The sequence below is a fragment of the Amycolatopsis keratiniphila genome (assembly GCF_000400635.2).
GTDB lineage: Bacteria > Actinomycetota > Actinomycetes > Mycobacteriales > Pseudonocardiaceae > Amycolatopsis > Amycolatopsis keratiniphila.
In genome coordinates this window covers 8,722,996-8,739,906 of the sequence record NC_021252.1, presented here as the reverse complement: position 1 = coordinate 8,739,906, position 16,911 = coordinate 8,722,996, and the positions used below count along the sequence as shown (strand labels likewise).

The window sequence follows — 16,911 nt, the reverse complement described above, 5'->3', positions numbered from 1 at the left end:
ACCTCGCGGGATGGACAACGTCGTCTTCGACCGCGCCGGCACGGGCGAGCCCTTGGTGCTGATCCACGGGGTCGGCCATCGCCGCCAGGCCTGGTCGCCCGTACTCGGCTTGCTCACCCCGCACCGGGACGTCATCACCGTCGACCTGCCCGGTTTCGGCGAATCGGCGCCGCACTCCGGCGGCTACGGCGTCGAAGCCGCCGTCGAGATGTTCGTGAAGTTCTTCGACGACCTCGGCCTCGGCAAACCGCACGTCGCGGGCAACTCGCTCGGCGGGCTGCTCTCGCTCGCGCTCGGGGAGGCGGGCCTGGTCCGCAGCGTGACGGCGTTGTCCCCGGCGGGGCTGTGGACACCCCGGCAGCAGCGGTACGCGCTGAGCATGTTGCGCACCCATCGCCTGCTCGCCGAGCGGATCCCCGAACGCACCGCGCGGCGGCTGGCCGCGACCCCGGCGGGCCGGTCGATGCTCACCGGGATGATCGTCGGCCGCCCGGACCGGCTCACCACGCAGGTCGTCATGGAGGACATGCGCGCGCTCGCGGGCTGCCCCGGCTTCCGGCCGACGCTGGAGCAGGCCCGCGGCGGATTCCGGTTCGAAGGCGTCGTCCGGGACGTGCCGGTGACCATCGCGTGGGCGGAACGCGACCGTATCCTCGCCCGCCCGAAGGCCGCCGAACTGCGCCGGATCGCGCCGGAGGCCGAGCTGCTGGTGCTGCGCGGATGCGGGCACGTGCCGATGAACGACGAGCCGGAGCTGGTCGCGCGGGTACTGCTCGACGGCAGTTCACGCGCCATGTGACGGTTGCCTATCGTCCTCCTTTTTCCTCTGGTGAAGGTCAAATCCGCAAGGCAGACTCCTCCGCCGTGCGCCCAACAATGAAGCTCTCCACCCGGCTGGCCGTCGTCACCGGTGCCGCGCTGACCGCGCTGGCCGCCGTCGCCGCGCCCGCGTCCGCCGCGCCGGCGACCACCGAAGTCCGGCTGATCACGTTCAACGACCTGCACGGCAACCTCGAACCGCCGTCCGGTTCGAGCGGTCGCGTCACGCTGCCCGACGGGAAGACCGTCAACGCGGGCGGCGCCGCCTACCTCGCGACGCACCTGAAGAAGCTTCGCGGCGAAGTGCGTAACTCGGTCGTCCTGTCGGCCGGTGACAGCATCGGCGCGTCGCCGGTGATCTCGGCGCTGTTCCACGACGAGCCGACGGTCGAGCTGCTGAACCAGCTCGGCGTCGAGGCTTCCGTGGTGGGCAACCACGAATTCGACGAGGGCCTCAAGGAGCTCCGCCGGATGCAGCACGGTGGCTGCCACCCCACCGACGGCTGCCAGTTCCGCGAATCCTTCAAGGGCGCGAAATTCCCGTTCCTCGGGGCCAATGTGTACTACGAGAACGGTGTCCCGGCGTTGCTGCCGTTCAGCATCGAGGTCTCCGGCGGCGTCCCGATCGGCGTCATCGGTGCGACGCTGAAGGATCTGCCGCAGGTCGTCACCCCTGAGGCGATCAAGGGCCTCAAGTTCGGCGAAGAGGTCCAGGCCATCGATCGCACCGCGAAGCTGCTCGACATGTTCGGCGTCAAGGCGCAGGTCGTGCTGCTGCACCAGGGCGACAACTCCGAGACCGCCGGCCCGGACGAGTGCAAGGTCAAGCCGGGCGCGGCGACCGCGATCGCGCAGCAGGTTTCGTCCAAAGTGGACGCCATCTTCACCGGGCACAGCCACCAGCAGTACAACTGCGTCATCAACGATCCCGGCGGCGCGCCGCGTCCGGTGATCCAGGGCGCGTCGTTCGGCCGTCTGCTGTCGGTCGTCGACCTGAAGATCGACCGCCGGACCCGCGACGTCGTCCGTGGCGAGACCAAGGCGCACAACCAGATCGTCACCCGCGACGTCACGCCGGACGCCGACGTGCTGAAGCTGATCGACGAGGCCAAGACCAAGGCCGCGCCGATCGCGAACAAGGCCGTCGGCACCATCACCGCGGACCTGACCGCCAAGGGTGCGGCCTCCGGTGAGTCCCCGCTGGGTGACGTCATCGCCGACGCCCAGCTCGAAGCCACGAAGTCGAACGGCGCGCAGATCGCCATGACGAACCCGGGCGGTATCCGCACGGACTTCACCTACGCGTCGTCGCCCGCCGGCGAAGGCGACGGTGTCGTGACCTACGGCGAGGCGTTCGCCGTGCAGCCGTTCGCGAACATCATGCAAACGATCACGCTCACCGGGGCGAACCTGAAGAGCGTGCTCGAACAGCAGTGGCAGGCCAACGGAGTCGTGCGCATCCTGCAGATCTCGAAGTCGCTGAAGTACACGTATTCGGCGTCGGCGGCCCAGGGCTCACGCGTCTCGAACCTGACGCTCGACGGCGCGCCGATCGACCCGGCGGCGTCGTACCGCGTTTCGGTGAACAACTTCCTCGCCGCTGGAGGGGACGGCTTCACCGAGTTCACGAAGGGGACCAACCTGTCGGGTGGTCCGGTGGACCTGGACGCGCTGATCGCGTACTTCGGGGCGCACCCGGGCATCGCTCCGCCGCCCGCGGACCGGATCACCGCCCTGCCGTAGCTTCCGCGAGTGTCATGAAAGGGTCGTTCCTGACGTTTTTCGTCCTGAACGGCCCTTTCATGACATCAACGGGGTGGTTTTGTCAGTGACCCAGGGCACAATGTCCGCCATGACGACCTGGGAAGAAGTCGTGGCTCTGGCGGGCAGGTTGCCGGAGGTCGAGGAGTCCACGTCGTACCGCACGCCGTCGCTCAAGGTCGCGGGCAAGAGCTTCGCCCGGCTGCGCACCGAGGCCGAGGGCGGGCTGATGCTGCTGTGCGAGCACGCGGAGAAGGAGGCCCTGCTGGCTTCCGGCGACCCCGCGTACTTCACCACGCCGCATTACGACGGCTACGGCGCGATCCTCGTCGACCTCGAGAAGGTGGAGAAGGCGCAGTTGAGCGAACTCATCGAGGAGGCATGGCGGATGAAGGCACCCGCCAGGCTCACGAAAGGACTGAACGACTAGCGGAGTTCCCCTTCGAGCAGGCTCATCAGGTACTCGTCGTGCCACTGGCCGTTCTGGCCGCGGAACGACTGCCGATGCCTGCCGTCCACCTGGAACCCGAGCTTCTTGTAGATGTGGATCGCGGCCTCGTTGTCGACCACGACCCACAGCGCGATCATGTGCAGCCGCATCATGTCGAAGCCGTAGCGGCAGAGCGTGCGCATGGCGTCGGTGCCGTAACCGCCGCCCCAGTGGTCCTTCTCGCCGAGGTAGATGTCGAGTTCCGCGCGGCCCTGCTCCGGGGTGGCGTCGCGCAGGGTGCAGGTGCCGATCAAGGTGCCGACGGCGAGGCTCTCGATCGCGAAGTCCACCTGGCTGAAGCTGTTGGGTTTCCGGCGGGCGAAGCGTTCGCGGATCTGGGCGAGGGATTCCGGGTGGTCCGCGGGCAGCCAGCGCGTGACCTCCGGGTCGTTGTGCCAGCGCCACAGCGTGTCCGCGTCCTCGGGTTCCAGCGGGCGCAAGCGGATCAGTTCACCGGTCAGCATCGTCCATCCCAAGATCGGTATCGGACTTTCCAGACTATTGGGCGACACCTTCGAGTAGCCACCGCTTAACGGGCACTTCCAGCAGCACCCTTGCGCCGAACGGGGCGATCTCGACCCCGGCCGCCCAGCCGTCGTACTTCGCCGCCAGCGCGGCGAGGACGTCCTCGCGGAGAGTCCCTCGATGAACGCGCGCCACGCCTTCGGCGACAGCGGGAGCGTCGCCGTCCTCAAGCGCGACGCTGACGCGCGGATCGCCGTCGATGTTGCGCACCTTCACGTTCCGCTCGCCGCTCCCGATCCAGAAGACGTCGTCGAGATAGACGAACCACACCGGCGTGACGTGCGGGGATCCGTCCCCGCGGAGCGTGCACAACCAGGCATTGCGCTCCCGGGCGAGCCGTTCGATAAGCGATTGATCACGTTTCACCTGGTCAGCCTGCCCGAAAGCTAGGGTGCCGGGCGTATGAAGGTCCACCAGTACTGCTACTTCGCCTTGAAGAGCGAAACCGTGTCCGCCGGGGAGATCACCGCGCGGCTCGGCATGGAGCCCGACGAGGTCCTGGTACTGGGTTCGCGGTCCGCCGAACACCGGTTGCCGCGGATGCACGCCTGGAAGGTGACGCATCGCGGTTCGGAACCGGTCGACGACCAGATCGAGAGTGTGATCGGCAGGCTCGCCCCCGTCCGCCCGGAAATCCGGCGGCTGGTGGACGAAGGCGTGAGCGCGGTACTGCAGGTGGTGCGCTACTTCCATCACCGTGACGGCGGTGAGGAATTCGGCTGGCACCTCTCGCCCGCCGTGATCGCGTTCCTCACCGAAGCGGCGGCCGCGCTCGACGTCGACGAGTACGACCTCAGCGAATGAGCTTCCGCCGGTCCGGTGCGCGACGGGAACGCCGGAGATGGTGGGATGGTGCCCCACAGCCGGACAACCCCGTTGGGAGCCCAGCATGTCGAGCGAGAACTGGCCGCTGAGTCAGGATCCCGAGTCGCCGGTGATCATCTCCCGGTCGCTGGTGGACGATCCGTCGAACCTCGCGTTCGTCGTCCTGGACGACGACGGCGATTGGTTCATCAGCGACGGCAACGAGTTCTCCGAGGACATGGAGGAGAACAAGGACGCGTTCGGCGCGCTGCCCCTGCGGGAGGCGGTGGAGCTCATCCCGGAGATCGCCGCGCTGGCCGGCCTCCCCACCGGCATGGCCGCCGACTGGGATCCGGAACGGCGCACCTGGCTGCTGAGCTCGGTCGCCGACTCGGACGACGACGAGGAAGACCTCCTGGTGCGCGCCGCCCGCCTCGCCGCGTGGACGCATCCCGGCTCGCCGCTGGAAGAAGTCCAGGTGAGCACCGAACTCGCCGAGATCTCCACCGACCCCGCCGCCCCGGTGCGCGCCGTGCGCCAGGTCGTCCGCGAGGCCGACGGAAGCTGGCTGCTCGTCGGCTTCCAGGTTCCGGAGAGCGAGGACTTCGAGGTCGAAGCCCTCGAGATGGAACACGCCGTCACGCTGTACCCGGACGTCGCCCTGGTGCTGAGCGCCGCGCCCGGCCAGGTGTACGACCGGCCGAGCGCCGACGCTCCGTGGGAACTCGTCGAAGGCTGACGCTCAGCCGCGGCCGAAGTCGCAGTACATGACGTGCAACCCGATGCGCCCCAGCGTCGGATGCTGGAACGCGCCCGGCACCGTCCCGACGATCTCGAAGCCGAGCCGTTCGTAGACCCGGATCCCGGCCGCGTTCGACTCGGCGACCGCGTTGAACTGCATACCGGCGAAACCCTGTTTCCTGGCCCAGTCCAAGGCATCCGCGCACAGCGCACTCCCGATGCCCTTGCCGCGAACTTCCTTGTCCACCATGAAACTGGCCGTCGCCACATGGGACCCGGGCCCGCCGCGGTTCGGGCCCATCTTGGCCGTGCCGAGCACGCGGCCGTCCTCGACCGCGACCACCGTCCGGCCCGGCGGCGTCTCGACCCATGAGCCGCGGGCGTCGTCCTCGGTGAGGTTCGGGTCGTAGGTGTACGTGTCCGCCGCCCGCACGACTTCGCGCATGATCGGCCAGACCTGCGCCCAGTCGTCTTGGCTGAACTCCCGGATTTCCATACCTGGCACGGTAACGACGCAGGGAAGTCAATAACCGGTCCGGCGGTTCCGCCGCCACCGCCAGGCGAAGCCGGAAAGCAGGAGCAGGCCGGCGATGGTCAGTCCCGAGCCGATCCAGATCCGCGTCGAGCCGGATTCCGGCTCGACGCGGACCCCTGGCGGCAACCCGGCCACGATCCCGTCGATCTTCGCCTGGACCGAACGATGGTCGAAGACGCTCAGCTCGCCGTCGTCCGCCAACGTGGCCAACCAGCGGCGAACTTCGTCGTTCTGTTCACGGGAGAAACCGGGGAATTCGAGCGAGGCGTCCCTGAGCACTCCCGGACCCATACACCTCAGCGGTTCCCCGGTGGACGTCGAGATACTGGCCTGTCGCCCCGCATTCGTCACCCGCCTCGGCGAAAACGACGGTGTACGGCCCCGGGGTGCTGCCCGTGTTCACGCCGACGATGAGGAAGATCCCGCCGACCAGGAGGAGCGGAAGGATCAGCGATCCGGCCAGCACGGTCAGCAAGGCCGCGGCCGTACCGTCGCTCGACATTTTCCGCACGGTGCAGAAGGTAACCGCGGGGCGCGGGGAGGAGTCCCCGGCCAGGTCGTGTTCACTGGAGGCGTGCATGGGGCTAAGACGACCGGCGGAAGCCCGGACCCGGTTACAGCTCGCGTGTCCGCTGTGCCGACACCACCTCGGCAGTTGGCCGAATCGCAGCCGGACGCTGAGCCGTCGCGCCGTCGCTTTCGCATGGCAGGTGTGTTCGACGGCGAGCATGATCTCGGCCGGCGTTCCAGGGAATTGGCTCGCCATGAACTCGGCGGTGGATCGAGCAAGTCGGCGTGATCCTGGGTTGGCGCGATCGATCTGTCACACAAGACGTTCGCTGAAGCCAGCCTGGGCCAAGCGGTCGTACGCCTCGGCGACGCTGCTCGGCATGTCCTGCTGGACAGCGAAACCACGCTCGGCATAGACGGTGATCCGTTGTGTATCACCGACAAGCATGTTGATCACCCGGTCCGCGTCGCCGATGCTCCCGACGTAGTCGTCCAGCGGCAACGGCCGGGATGCGCAGATGACATCGACCTCCGGCCACAGCTTCTTGCAGGTCGCGTAGGCCCGCCGTTGCTGGTACGGCCGAGAGATGAGGATGACCGACTCGACCTCGATGCCGCGTGACTCCAGAAGCTCCCGGGTGAACGCGATGTTCTCCCCGGTGTTCCGTGCCTCGGGCTCGACCAGGACGGCGTCCTCGGGTACGCCCAGCTCAAGCGCGTGTTCGCGGTAGTGCACCGCCTCGCCGCGCGGGAAGCGTTCGACGGTGGTCGGCGCGTTGGCTCCGGTGAAGACGATGCGCGGGAACATTCCGGCGTGGAACAGCTCCGCGGCGCAGGTGGCGACGCCGAGGTCGTGGCTGCCGAGTCCGATCCCGATGTCTGCGGGCCGGAGGTCGTGGCCCATGTCGTGGTAGTCCCAGAGTGTCCGGACGTCGTGGCGGAGATCATCCGGCAAGGTCATAGGACTCCAAAACGAAAGCCCCAGGTCCTAAGTGGACATCCACTGACCTGGGGCTTTCGCGTGAGAGCGGATGACGGGAATCGAACCCGCGTATTCAGCTTGGGAAGCTGATGTTCTACCATTGAACTACATCCGCAGTGCTCGGCCAGCATACATGGCCCGGATCTCCTCTTGCCAAGACCCCGCCCATCTTGACGTCGCCGCCGAAAGTGACAACACTTGTTGTCTACCTCGGAGGTGATCCGGATGGGCGAGCGGCTGCCTGATCCCGAACTGTTCCGTCAAGGCGGGTTCCGGGTCGCGTCGAGGTTGTTCATCGAGGGCGACATCAGGGGTGACGAGCGCCAGGTGGCGCGGTTGCGGCGGTTCGCGCAGCGGGAGGATCCGGCGGCCGACGTGCTGGTGCCGTTGCTGCGGGAGAGCCGGCCCGAGTTCGAACAGGCGCTGCGGCAAGGCATCGACAGTGTCGAGAATCCGCCGGAGGAGCTCGAAGCCTTCTTTCGCAACGTCGAGGCGACGCCGTACTGGGTCGATCCGGACCGCCTTGACCGCGGAGCGCGGGCGATCACGCGTGCCGGGTTGCTCGGGCTCTTCCCACTCGGCGACGTGTCGTTGATGGGCGGCTATCTCGCTTCGCGCGCCACGAAGTCGCTCGTCGGCACCGGCGAGATCGAGTACAAGGCGGCACGACGGCTCGTCGAGACGGCGACGTGGTGGATCCACGTGACGACGCCGGGCGCGCTGGTGCCCGGCGGGCGCGGGTACGAGTCCGCGTTGCGGGTGCGGATCGTGCACGCCCACGTCCGAGCGGCGATGAACCGCCGCAAGGACTGGGATTACGCGGCTTGGGACAGGCCGGTCAACCAGGTCCAGACCGCGGGCACGCTCCTGCTCTTCTCCCTCGTCTACGTCTTCGGCACCCAGCTGCTCGGACTCCGCTACAGCGCCCGCGAGCGCGCCGACATCCTGCACCTTTGGCGTTATGTCGGCTGGCTGATGGGCGTCGACGAGGAACTCCTGCCCGCCGGCGAGGACGACGCCTGGCGGCTGCTGTGGCTGCTCGCGAGCACCGAGTTCATCCCTGACGACGATTCCAAGCGGCTCGCCGCGGCGCTCATGAAAGCCCATGCCGGGATCGGCGACGGCCGCGGCGCGCTCGGCAAGGTCCTCGCGCACGTGTCGGTCGCGGGGCACGGGGCGATCAGCAGGCTCCTGCTCGGCAAGACCAACGCCGACTTCCTCGAACTGCCCGACGATCCGATCGCCCAGGCGGCCGTGGTCGCGGCGGCCGGAGTGAACTTCGCCGCCGAGACGGTCCGGCGGGTGGTGCCCGGCGCGACGGCCCTCCAGGAGCTGATCGGGGCCGCCGGCCGTCGTCACTACCTACGCCAGGTCACCAAGGTGTTCGGGCTCGACCCGACCTACGGCAGGCACATGAAGGCCGCTTGACTACGCTGATCGCGTGCTCCTCAGCGACCGTGACCTCCGTAAAGAGCTCGACGCCGGCCGTCTCGGCGTCGACCCGTTCGACCCGACGATGGTCCAGCCGTCGAGCATCGACGTGCGACTCGACCGCTTCTTCCGCGTGTTCGACAACAGCAAGTACACGCATATCGACCCGCAGCTGCAGCAGGACGAGCTGACTTCGCTGGTCGAGAAGGAGGGCGAAGACCCCTTCGTGCTCCATCCCGGCGAGTTCGTCCTCGGCTCCACCTACGAGACCGTCACGCTCGCCGACGACCTCGCCGGCCGCCTGGAGGGCAAGTCCTCCCTCGGCCGTCTCGGCCTGCTGACGCACTCCACCGCGGGCTTCATCGACCCCGGCTTCTCCGGCCACATCACGCTGGAGCTGTCGAACGTCGCCAACCTGCCGATCACGCTCTGGCCGGGCATGAAGATCGGCCAGCTCTGCATCTTCCGTCTGTCCAGCGCGGCGGAGTTCCCGTACGGCTCGAACGAGGCCGGTTCGCGGTACCAGGGGCAGCGGGGCCCGACCCCGAGCCGCGCGTACAAGAACTTCCACCGCGTCGACACCTGGCGGTGACGTTGGTCGAGCGCTGACGGAAACCCGCCGAAGGGGCGACGCCGCATACCCGGCTCCGTCGAGGTGCAAAGCGCCCCTTCATCGTGTTTCCGTGGGCCTCCGGCCCAAGAGCGGGCGCTCGACGGTGAAGTCTCCGTCGGGCGCAGAGCGCCCTTGGGGAGACAGGTGTCAGCTCACTGGGGCATCCCAGTCGATCCGGTGCCGCCACATGAAGGCGTTCGGATCCTCCTTCGGCAGGTTCTTGAACGCCCGCGTGAGGAAGAAGTCCCGGATCACCCGCCCGACGGGTCCGGCCGCCTTGTCGTCGCCGTTGCGCTTGCCGCGCTCGACGACGGCCTCGACGCGCTCGCGCCGTAGTCCTTCGTAGACGGCGAGCGCCTTCGGGATCGAGGGCACGTCACGCAGGCATCGCGCCAGCGTGACGGCGTCCTCGATGGCCATGGCGGCGCCTTGCCCGGCCGCGGGTGAGGTCGCGTGCGCGGCGTCGCCGATGATGACCATCCGGTCCGTCCGCCAGGTCGGCACGCTCGGGAAGTCGTACGTCGCCCACGGCCGGTAGATCTCGCGCGTCGCGCGCACGATCTCGACGGCCGGGGTGCGGTCCACCGCCAGCCCCCGGATCAGGTCCTCTCGCCAGGTGGTCGTCACGGCGAGGTCGGCCGGGGACGGCTCGCGCTTCCGGGGGACATTCGCGAACCACCAGACACCCCCGTCCGGGTGGACGACGTGGGCGAAGAACAGCCGCTTGCCGAACGTCATGTGCATGACGCCGGGTTCGTCGGCCAGGCGCAGGCCTTCGGCCAGCCCGCCCGTGTTCAGCAGCGGCACGTAGCGCGGTGACGGCGCCTTCGGGTCGATGATCGTCCGCACCCGCGAGCGGAGCCCGTCCGCGCCGATCAGCAGGTCGCCTTCGGCCGACGAGCCATCCTCGAAGGTCGCGAGGACGCCGTCGCCGGTCTCCCGCGCGTCGGCCAAACGCTTGCCGTAGCGGATCTCGATGCCGCGTCTGACGGCTTCGTCGCGTAGGCCGATGTACAGCTCGGAGCGCAGCACCGTCTGGCTCACGGTGCCGTCCTCGAGCTGCCCGCCGAGCGCCAAATCCGCCAGCTCACGACCGTCGCCGAGCTGCATCTTGATCCGCGGCGTGTCGAATCCCAAGCCCTTGACCAGGCCTTTCAGTCCTAATGGGCCCAGTGCGTCGAGGCCGTTCACCGCCAGGGTCAGGAACGCGCCGACCCCTTCGGCGGTCCGGTCGTACGCCTCGTGGATCACCGGCTCGTGACCCGTCTCGTGCAGTGCGATCGCCGTGATCGTGCCCGCGATACCCCCGCCGGCGATCAGTGCCTTCGCCATGTCGTTCACCCCATCGAATCTCTTAGAAACTAATTCGTTCTATCGAACTAAAGACTCCGCTAGGCTGGCCGACGTGTCAAGCGAGCGAGCGGAGCTGGTCGAGCGGATCCTCAACGGATCGCGCGCGCTGTCGACGGAGACGGTCATGTTCCACACGGCCATCGCCGAGCTGAGCGGCCTTTCAGCGGTCGAAAGCAAGGTGACCGACTACCTCGCCCGCTTCGGGCCGCAGACGCCGAAGGCCCTCTCGCAGCTGTCGGGGCTCGCGCCGGCGTCGATCACCGCGCTCATCGACAGGCTCGAAGGCAAGGGGATCGTCGCCCGGAAGCCGCATCCCGAAGACCGGCGAAAGATCCTGATCGAGATCGACGCGGGCAGGATGAACGCCGTCGCGCCGCTGTGGGATCACCTGGTGAAGTCGGTCCGCGAGGCCTGCGAGAACTACACGGACGGTGAGCTGGAGACCGTGATCCGGTTCCTCGCCGACGCGACGGCGATCACGCACGACTCCACGGGCCGCCTCGGCCGCTGACCGGTATTACTACTTTCGGGGGTATTGCCGTAACCAGTTCGTGATAGTTTTCGGCCCCGTGTCCCCCAATAGAACACGAAGCCGGTTACTGCTTGTCACGCTCAGTGTCTTGCTGGGCGGGGTGATCGCCAGTGCGAGCTACCTGATGGTGACCGATCGGTTCCAAGGCACCGCGCTGAGCAATCTCTCACTCAGCGTCCCCGACACCAAGGGCAGACCCGGCGACGCCCTCGCGAAGCCGCCCGCCTACTTCGGTCAGACGTCCTCTCCGGCACCGGAGGGTTCCGCGCCCGGCTCGGCCGCTCCGACGTCGTCCTCGGCGGCTCCCACGTCGTCCTCCGCTCCGCCCAGCTCGTCCTCCGCCCCGGCCGAGCCGCCCGCCCAGTCTTCCGAGGCGCCCAAGCCCACGCCGAGCAAGGCGCCGGAACCGCCCCGTTCGCAGGACAGCTCGCTCGCCGGGCAGGTCATCGACCTCGTCAATGCCGAGCGCGCCGACGCGGGCTGCTCGCCGGTGAGCAACGAGTCGCGTCTCGCCGCCGCCGCGCAGGGTCACAGCGACGACATGTCCGCGCGGAACTACTTCTCGCACACCACGCCGGAAGGCGTCACGTTCGACCAGCGCATCCGGGCCGCCGGCTACGACAAGCCCGGCGCCGAGAACATCGCCAAGGGCCAGTCGAGCGCCGCCAAGGTGATGGACGCCTGGATGAACTCCGAGGGCCACCGCGCGAACATCCTCAACTGCAAGCTGAAGAAGATCGGTGTCGGCGTCAACACCAAGGGCATGTACTGGACGCAGAACTTCGGCTACTGACCCTTGCCCCAATCGCCGTAGCGGGCCAGTACGGCCGCGCGCAGCTCGGCGTCCGTGCGGGGGACCGGTTCGATGAACACTTCGGTGACGTCGCCGAAGGTCCCGGTCAGCTCGGTCGCCAGCCGGACGCAGGCGCGTTCGACCTCCGCCGCGCCGAGTGCGTCGTCGAAGTCGACGCGGGCGCAGACGAGCACCTGATCGGTGCCCATCAACATGGTCTGCAGGTCGACGACGGCCTCGATCTCCGGCGCGTTCCGCAGGTGGTCCCGCACCCCGCGCACCAGCTTGGGATCCGCCTGCCTGCCGATCAGCAGGCCGCGGTTGGTCCGCCCCAGCACGTAGGCGACCAGCGCCAGCAGGACCCCGATCGCGATCGACGCCGCGCCGTCCCAGACATGCGAGCCGGTGAGCTGGTGCAGCCCGATCCCGGCGAACGCGAGCAGCAGGCCGATCAGCGCGGCCGAGTCTTCGAACAGCACGGTCTTCGGCGCCGGGTCGTCGATCATCCGCAGGTAGACCGAGACCTTCTGGCCGGAGGCGGCGGCGTCACGGCGCACCTGCCGCACGGCCTGGAACCACGAGACGGATTCGAGGGCGAACGCGATCGCGAGGACGATGTAGCCGACGATCGGATCGGTCTGCTCGGTCTCCTCGCCGAAGACCGTCGAGAAGCCTTCGTAGAGCGCGAACATCGCGCCGGAGGCGAAGATCGACACCGCCGCGAGCAGCGACCAGAAGTACCGCTCCTTGCCGTAGCCGAAGGGATGGACGCGGTCGGCGGGGCGGTCCGACCGTTTCAGCGCGGTCAGCAGGAGCACCTCGGTGATCGTGTCGGCCACCGAATGCGCGGCTTCCGACAGCATCGCGCCGGAGCCGGTGATGATCCCGGCGATCAGTTTCAGCACGGCGATGGCGAGGTTGACCCCACCCGCCAGCACCACGGTCAGGGTGCTTTCGCCACCGGATTCTTCACTCACCTCGCGTAGCGTAGTGCGAGTGCGCCGATCTCACAGGCGACGCAATCCCTGCAGGACACGTTCCATCAAGGCGAGTGCCGGATGACCGTCGAATTCAGCCTGTGTTTCATGAACGGTGACCAAACCGAGTTCGGCCATATCACCCAAAAGGACCTTTGCAACGCCGAGTGGAACACATAAGGAAGCGGCCACTTCGGCGACGGAAGTGGGACGGCGGCACAGTGCTCTCACGGAATGGAATTCGACGCTGAATCCCGGCGCGGTCCACGGTGCGTCGTTCCGGACGGAAATCATCGCTTCGATCGCGAAGTTCCGCTTGGACTGGGTGCGCCCGCCCGTGCGGACGTACGGGCGGACGCGCGTGCGTTTCCGCTCCTGTCGCGGCGGTCGCCGGGCGGCCGGGATGCTGGGGATGGTCGCTTCCTGAGCCATCCTGGCGAAGGCCGCGGACGAGGGGACCCTGGCGGGCGGGCGAACGGTCGGCGATCCCGGTGTGGCGAGCCGGTGCTCCCTTGCCGAGCGGAGTTCGTGACGGTTGCCCATTGATTCCTCGCCCCTTTTTTCCGGATCCGCTGCAGCCTATCGCCACGGTGTACCGCCGAACGGGTAATGGAACGAAATGGCCCGCGTCCGGATAAAACAAGAGGGAACATTCTCTCGCATTATGTGCGAGAGAATGTCCCCTCCGGGTGTGACGTTCTACTTGTCTTCCTCGGGCAGCGGGGTTCCGGTGGCCGTTTCGTCGGTCGGCACGTCGGCCTTTCCGTCGAGTTCGGCGTCCGAGACCGCGTCCAAAGAGGGCGCACCCGCCGGCACCAGTTGCGGCTCCGGCTTCCGCTTGACGGCGGTCAGCAGCAGCTGGGCGACGTCGACGACCTCGACCTTCTCGCTCGCCTGCCCGTCGCTCTGGCGCGCGGTGACGCCGTCGGTGAGCATCACGCGGCAGAACGGGCAACCGGTCGCGATCTTCGAGGGGGCGGTGCCGAGCGCTTCGTCGACGCGTTCGACGTTGATCCGCTTGCCGATCTTCTCTTCCATCCACATCCGCGCGCCACCGGCACCACAGCACATCGAGCGGTCGCCGTGCCGCGGCATCTCGCGCAGCTGCGCGCCCGAAGCGCCGACGAGCTCACGGGGAGCGTCGTAGACCTTGTTGTGACGGCCCAGGTAGCACGGGTCGTGGTAGGTGACGTCCTCGGCGACCGGCGCCACCGGGGTCAGGTGCTTCTCCCGCACCAGGCGGTTGAGCAGCTGCGTGTGGTGCACGACGTCGAACTGGCCGCCCAGCTCCGGGTACTCGTTCGCGAGGGTGTTGAAGCAGTGGGCACAGGTGACGACCACCTTGCGCGCCTTGCGTTCACGGCCCTCGAACACCGAGTTCAGGATCTCGACGTTCTGCTGCGCCAGCATCTGGAACAGGAACTCGTTGCCCGCGCGGCGGGCCGGGTCACCGGTGCAGGACTCCTCCGAGCCGAGCACGGTGTACTTGACGCCCGCGATGTGCAGCAGCTCCGCGACGGCCCGCGTGGTCTTCTTCGCGCGGTCCTCGAACGCGCCGGCGCAGCCGACCCAGAAGAGGTACTCGGTGTCGCCGAGGTCGCCGTCGAACACCGGCACCTCGAAGTCCAGGTCCTCGGTCCAGGCGAGCCTGTCCTTGGCGTTCTGGCCCCACGGGTTGCCCTTGTTCTCCAGGTTCTTGAACATCCCGTTGAGTTCGCTGGGGAACGCGGATTCGATCATCACCTGGTAGCGGCGCATGTCGACGATGTGGTCGACGTGCTCGATGTCCACCGGGCACTGTTCGACACAAGCGCCACAGGAGGTGCAGGACCACAGCACCTCGGGGTCGATGACGCCGCCGTCGTCGCCGACGAGCGCCTTCTGCGACTCGGCGATCGCGAGAACGTCGATGCCCGCGTACATGTTGTCGCCGGACAGGCCGATCTCGTCGCCGGCCATGTCGCGCTTGCCGCCCGCGAGCAGGTACGGCGCCTTCGCGTACGCGTGGTCGCGAAGCTGCGTGATGACGAGCTTCGGCGAAAGCGGCTTGCCGGTGTTCCACGCGGGGCACTGCGACTGGCAGCGGCCGCATTCGGTGCAGGTCGAGAAGTCCAGCCAGCCCTTCCAGCTGAAGTCCTCGATCTTGCCGACGCCGAAGGTGTCCTCGTCCGGGTCCGCCTCTTCGAGGTCGAGCACCTTGCCGTTGCTCATCATCGGCTTGAGCGCGCCCAGTGCGACGCCGCCGTCGTCCTCGCGCTTGAAGTAGATGTTGAAGAAGGCGCTGAACCGGTGCCAGGCGATACCCATCGTCATCGTGCGGGCGATGACGAACAGCCAGATCGTGGCACTCATCAGCTTGACGAAGGCGAACACCGAGACCAGGTTCGGGCTGGCCGGCAGCAGCTCACCGATCGGGTGCGAGACGAACGCCGCCCAGATCGGGGTTTCGTGGACGTTCATCGCGGACTTCGCGGCGCGGACACCGATGATGCCGATGCCCTCGATGAGCACGACGGCCTCGATGAAGTACGCCCACTTGAAGTTGGAACCCTGGAAGCGGGACTGGCGGTCGGCGCGGCGCGGGTGGTTCTTCTGGCGGATCCCGATCAGCACCAGGGCACCGACGATGGTGCCGACCCCGAGCACCTCCATAAGCAGCTGGAACAGCGACCAGTCGTCGAGGATCGGCCAGCCCCAGGTGGGCACGAAGACTTCGCCGTACGCCTCGAACAGGGCGAGCGACCCGAGCAGGAAGCCCCACATGACGAGCCAGTGCGCGGCGCCGACGCTGCGGATCTTGTTCATCCGGGTGTGCGCGGCGAATTCCTTGATCAGGGTCTTCATACGCGGCACGAACGGGCCGTTGCGGGTCGAGTCCGGCTGACCGAGCCGGATCACCCGCACGAAGCGGGCGATGGTCGCGAAGAACATTCCCCAGGCGACGACGCCGAGCAGGACCGAGATCCCGCCGAGCGTCAGCTGTACAGCGCCCATCTTCGGGTGCCTTTCGTCCGAGTGAAGCGTGTGGTGGTTCGGGCAGACTAATGCTTCTTACTGATGGGTAACCCACTGACCGCGCCCAAGTCCCACCGATGTGGTGTACGCCTCTCTTGGTTTTAAGACGATCGTCCAGGTAGTTTTTGTGACATGGGTGCGTACTTCCTCCTCGCTTTCGCCATCGCCGCTGAGGTAACCGCCACGGTCTCGTTGAAACTTTCCGAGGGCTTCAGCAAGGTGGGGCCGTCGATCGTCGTCGTCGCCGGCTACGCCTGCGCGTTCGTCGCGCTCGCGTATGTACTGAAGGCGGGCGTGCCGGTGAGCGTCGCGTACGCGATCTGGGCCGCGGCCGGGGTCGCGCTGGTGGCGGCCGTCGGGATGGTGTTCTTCAAGGAGCCGGTCAACCTGTCCGTGATCGCCGGTCTGGTGCTGGTGATCGGCGGCGTCGTGTTGATCGAGGCGGGAGGCGCGCACTAAGTGAAGATCCAGGTCGACGGCCGCAAGGCCAGGGGTGAGAAGCGGCGCGAGGAGATCATCGCGGCCGCGTTGCGGGTGATCGAACGGGACGGCGTCGCGGGCGTCACCCATCGGACGGTCGCCGCCGAGGCGGGCGTGCCGACGGCTTCGACGACCTATCACTTCTCGAGCCTCGACGATCTGCTGATCGCCACCCTCATCTCGTGCGCGCGGGATATGGCGACGGAGGTCTACTGGATGATCGACCGCGCCCGCTCGCGTGGCAGTCGCGGCGCGGAAGAGGTCGCCGGGCTGCTCGCGGAGGCGCTGGGCCCGCGCCGCGGGCGGACGATGGCGGAGTACGAGCTGTACCTGCTGGCCGCGCGCAAACCCGAGCTGCGGCCCGCCGCCCGGCGCTGGCTGGACGTGCTCACCTCGATGGTCCGGCACGACGACGAGGTCGCGTTCCGGGTGTTCCTCGCCGGGATCGACGGCCTGCTGATCCAGGGCCTCATCGACGACGAGCCGCCGTCCGCGGAGGAGCTGCGGCCGGTGGTGGACTATCTGCTGAAACCTCGTTGACCTGCTGGGT

21 protein-coding genes and 1 tRNA gene are annotated in these 16,911 nt (G+C 67.7%); 11 read left to right on the top strand and 11 right to left on the bottom strand.

Features of this window, described 5'->3' with window-relative positions; translation table 11 throughout:
• The first annotated feature begins 10 nt into the window (after positions 1-10).
• From AORI_RS80675 to AORI_RS80665, 3 genes are all read left to right on the top strand, one after another.
• Positions 11-799 (top strand): alpha/beta fold hydrolase, encoded by a 789-nt coding sequence (locus AORI_RS80675; protein ID WP_016338174.1) that lies wholly within the window; start codon positions 11-13, stop codon positions 797-799.
• 77 nt (positions 800-876) lie between these two features.
• A complete protein-coding gene (locus AORI_RS80670; protein WP_016338173.1) occupies positions 877-2,562 on the top strand; it encodes a bifunctional metallophosphatase/5'-nucleotidase in 1,686 nt (561 codons plus the stop codon).
• Between the two features lie 109 nt (positions 2,563-2,671).
• A complete protein-coding gene (locus tag AORI_RS80665; protein ID WP_043849259.1) occupies positions 2,672-3,010 on the top strand; it encodes an MmcQ/YjbR family DNA-binding protein in 339 nt (112 codons plus the stop codon).
• Here AORI_RS80665 and AORI_RS80660 read toward each other — a convergent pair.
• Positions 3,007-3,534: a GNAT family N-acetyltransferase gene (locus AORI_RS80660; protein ID WP_016338171.1), complete on the bottom strand. Its 528-nt coding sequence runs from the start codon at positions 3,532-3,534 to the stop codon at positions 3,007-3,009. The genes AORI_RS80665 and AORI_RS80660 overlap by 4 nt on opposite strands.
• A 34-nt stretch (positions 3,535-3,568) precedes the next feature.
• On the bottom strand, positions 3,569-3,961 hold the full coding sequence (locus AORI_RS80655) for a pyridoxamine 5'-phosphate oxidase family protein (RefSeq protein ID WP_043848467.1): 393 nt from the start codon (positions 3,959-3,961) through the stop codon (positions 3,569-3,571).
• Positions 3,962-3,997: 36 nt separating this feature from the next.
• On the opposite strand from AORI_RS80655, the gene AORI_RS80650 reads away from it, so the two are divergent.
• Positions 3,998-4,399, top strand: coding sequence for a DUF4279 domain-containing protein (locus AORI_RS80650; RefSeq protein ID WP_016338169.1), 402 nt, complete (start codon positions 3,998-4,000; stop codon positions 4,397-4,399).
• 85 nt (positions 4,400-4,484) lie between these two features.
• The gene (locus AORI_RS80645) at positions 4,485-5,138 is read left to right on the top strand and encodes a hypothetical protein (RefSeq protein WP_016338168.1); all 654 of its coding nucleotides are present in this window, start codon (positions 4,485-4,487) and stop codon (positions 5,136-5,138) included.
• A 3-nt stretch (positions 5,139-5,141) separates the two neighbouring features.
• Here the strand turns inward: AORI_RS80645 and AORI_RS80640 are convergent, their stop codons facing one another.
• From AORI_RS80640 to AORI_RS80625, 5 genes are all read right to left on the bottom strand, one after another.
• Positions 5,142-5,636, bottom strand: coding sequence for a GNAT family N-acetyltransferase (locus tag AORI_RS80640; protein WP_016338167.1), 495 nt, complete (start codon positions 5,634-5,636; stop codon positions 5,142-5,144).
• A gap of 27 nt (positions 5,637-5,663) precedes the next feature.
• Complete coding sequence (locus AORI_RS84510) at positions 5,664-5,954, bottom strand: hypothetical protein (protein WP_016338166.1); 291 nt, start codon at positions 5,952-5,954, stop codon at positions 5,664-5,666.
• Complete coding sequence (locus AORI_RS84505) at positions 5,911-6,177, bottom strand: hypothetical protein (protein ID WP_228688271.1); 267 nt, start codon at positions 6,175-6,177, stop codon at positions 5,911-5,913. Before AORI_RS84505 ends, AORI_RS84510 begins: the two co-directional genes overlap by 44 nt.
• Positions 6,178-6,498: 321 nt before the next feature.
• Complete coding sequence (locus AORI_RS80630) at positions 6,499-7,146, bottom strand: YdcF family protein (RefSeq protein ID WP_016338164.1); 648 nt, start codon at positions 7,144-7,146, stop codon at positions 6,499-6,501.
• Positions 7,147-7,211: 65 nt separating this feature from the next.
• Positions 7,212-7,282 (bottom strand) — tRNA-Gly (locus AORI_RS80625).
• Positions 7,283-7,392: 110 nt separating this feature from the next.
• On the opposite strand from AORI_RS80625, the gene AORI_RS80620 reads away from it, so the two are divergent.
• Positions 7,393-8,595: an oxygenase MpaB family protein gene (locus AORI_RS80620; RefSeq protein WP_016338163.1), complete on the top strand. Its 1,203-nt coding sequence runs from the start codon at positions 7,393-7,395 to the stop codon at positions 8,593-8,595.
• A gap of 13 nt (positions 8,596-8,608) precedes the next feature.
• Positions 8,609-9,190, top strand: coding sequence for a dCTP deaminase (gene dcd / locus AORI_RS80615; protein ID WP_016338162.1), 582 nt, complete (start codon positions 8,609-8,611; stop codon positions 9,188-9,190).
• A gap of 168 nt (positions 9,191-9,358) precedes the next feature.
• Here dcd and AORI_RS80610 read toward each other — a convergent pair whose 3' ends face one another.
• Positions 9,359-10,543 (bottom strand): FAD-dependent oxidoreductase, encoded by a 1,185-nt coding sequence (locus tag AORI_RS80610; protein ID WP_043849258.1) that lies wholly within the window; start codon positions 10,541-10,543, stop codon positions 9,359-9,361.
• Positions 10,544-10,616: 73 nt separating this feature from the next.
• Between AORI_RS80610 and AORI_RS80605 the strand changes: the two genes are divergently transcribed.
• Positions 10,617-11,075 (top strand): MarR family winged helix-turn-helix transcriptional regulator, encoded by a 459-nt coding sequence (locus AORI_RS80605; protein WP_016338160.1) that lies wholly within the window; start codon positions 10,617-10,619, stop codon positions 11,073-11,075.
• A gap of 121 nt (positions 11,076-11,196) precedes the next feature.
• Positions 11,197-11,889: a CAP domain-containing protein gene (locus tag AORI_RS80600; protein WP_123799209.1), complete on the top strand. Its 693-nt coding sequence runs from the start codon at positions 11,197-11,199 to the stop codon at positions 11,887-11,889.
• Here the strand turns inward: AORI_RS80600 and AORI_RS80595 are convergent.
• From AORI_RS80595 to AORI_RS80585, 3 genes are all read right to left on the bottom strand, one after another.
• Complete coding sequence (locus tag AORI_RS80595) at positions 11,883-12,866, bottom strand: cation diffusion facilitator family transporter (RefSeq protein ID WP_016338158.1); 984 nt, start codon at positions 12,864-12,866, stop codon at positions 11,883-11,885. The genes AORI_RS80600 and AORI_RS80595 overlap by 7 nt on opposite strands.
• A gap of 30 nt (positions 12,867-12,896) precedes the next feature.
• Complete coding sequence (locus tag AORI_RS83170) at positions 12,897-13,298, bottom strand: DUF742 domain-containing protein (RefSeq protein WP_228688270.1); 402 nt, start codon at positions 13,296-13,298, stop codon at positions 12,897-12,899.
• 267 nt (positions 13,299-13,565) lie between these two features.
• Complete coding sequence (locus tag AORI_RS80585; RefSeq protein ID WP_016338156.1) at positions 13,566-15,860, bottom strand: (Fe-S)-binding protein; 2,295 nt, start codon at positions 15,858-15,860, stop codon at positions 13,566-13,568.
• A gap of 153 nt (positions 15,861-16,013) precedes the next feature.
• On the opposite strand from AORI_RS80585, the gene AORI_RS80580 reads away from it, so the two are divergent.
• Both AORI_RS80580 and AORI_RS80575 read left to right on the top strand, forming a co-directional pair.
• Positions 16,014-16,340 (top strand): DMT family transporter, encoded by a 327-nt coding sequence (locus AORI_RS80580; protein ID WP_016338155.1) that lies wholly within the window; start codon positions 16,014-16,016, stop codon positions 16,338-16,340.
• The gene (locus tag AORI_RS80575) at positions 16,341-16,901 is read left to right on the top strand and encodes a TetR/AcrR family transcriptional regulator (RefSeq protein WP_016338154.1); all 561 of its coding nucleotides are present in this window, start codon (positions 16,341-16,343) and stop codon (positions 16,899-16,901) included.
• The last annotated feature ends 10 nt before the right edge of the window (positions 16,902-16,911 follow it).

Excerpts from the sequence above, each read along its gene's own strand:
- AORI_RS80650 (WP_016338169.1), top strand. The coding sequence starts at position 3,998 with ATGAAGGTCCACCAGTACTGCTACTTCGCCTTGAAGAGCGAAACCGTG.
- AORI_RS80645 (WP_016338168.1), top strand. The coding sequence starts at position 4,485 with ATGTCGAGCGAGAACTGGCCGCTGAGTCAGGATCCCGAGTCGCCGGTG.
- AORI_RS80660 (WP_016338171.1), bottom strand. The coding sequence starts at position 3,534 with ATGCTGACCGGTGAACTGATCCGCTTGCGCCCGCTGGAACCCGAGGAC.
- AORI_RS80585 (WP_016338156.1), bottom strand. The coding sequence starts at position 15,860 with ATGGGCGCTGTACAGCTGACGCTCGGCGGGATCTCGGTCCTGCTCGGC.
- AORI_RS80620 (WP_016338163.1), top strand. The coding sequence starts at position 7,393 with ATGGGCGAGCGGCTGCCTGATCCCGAACTGTTCCGTCAAGGCGGGTTC.
- AORI_RS84505 (WP_228688271.1), bottom strand. The coding sequence starts at position 6,177 with ATGTCGAGCGACGGTACGGCCGCGGCCTTGCTGACCGTGCTGGCCGGA.
- AORI_RS80640 (WP_016338167.1), bottom strand. The coding sequence starts at position 5,636 with ATGGAAATCCGGGAGTTCAGCCAAGACGACTGGGCGCAGGTCTGGCCG.
- AORI_RS80675 (WP_016338174.1), top strand. The coding sequence starts at position 11 with ATGGACAACGTCGTCTTCGACCGCGCCGGCACGGGCGAGCCCTTGGTG.
- AORI_RS80610 (WP_043849258.1), bottom strand. The coding sequence starts at position 10,543 with ATGGCGAAGGCACTGATCGCCGGCGGGGGTATCGCGGGCACGATCACG.
- AORI_RS80665 (WP_043849259.1), top strand. The coding sequence starts at position 2,672 with ATGACGACCTGGGAAGAAGTCGTGGCTCTGGCGGGCAGGTTGCCGGAG.
- AORI_RS80630 (WP_016338164.1), bottom strand. The coding sequence starts at position 7,146 with ATGACCTTGCCGGATGATCTCCGCCACGACGTCCGGACACTCTGGGAC.
- AORI_RS83170 (WP_228688270.1), bottom strand. The coding sequence starts at position 13,298 with ATGGCTCAGGAAGCGACCATCCCCAGCATCCCGGCCGCCCGGCGACCG.
- AORI_RS80670 (WP_016338173.1), top strand. The coding sequence starts at position 877 with ATGAAGCTCTCCACCCGGCTGGCCGTCGTCACCGGTGCCGCGCTGACC.
- AORI_RS80580 (WP_016338155.1), top strand. The coding sequence starts at position 16,014 with ATGGGTGCGTACTTCCTCCTCGCTTTCGCCATCGCCGCTGAGGTAACC.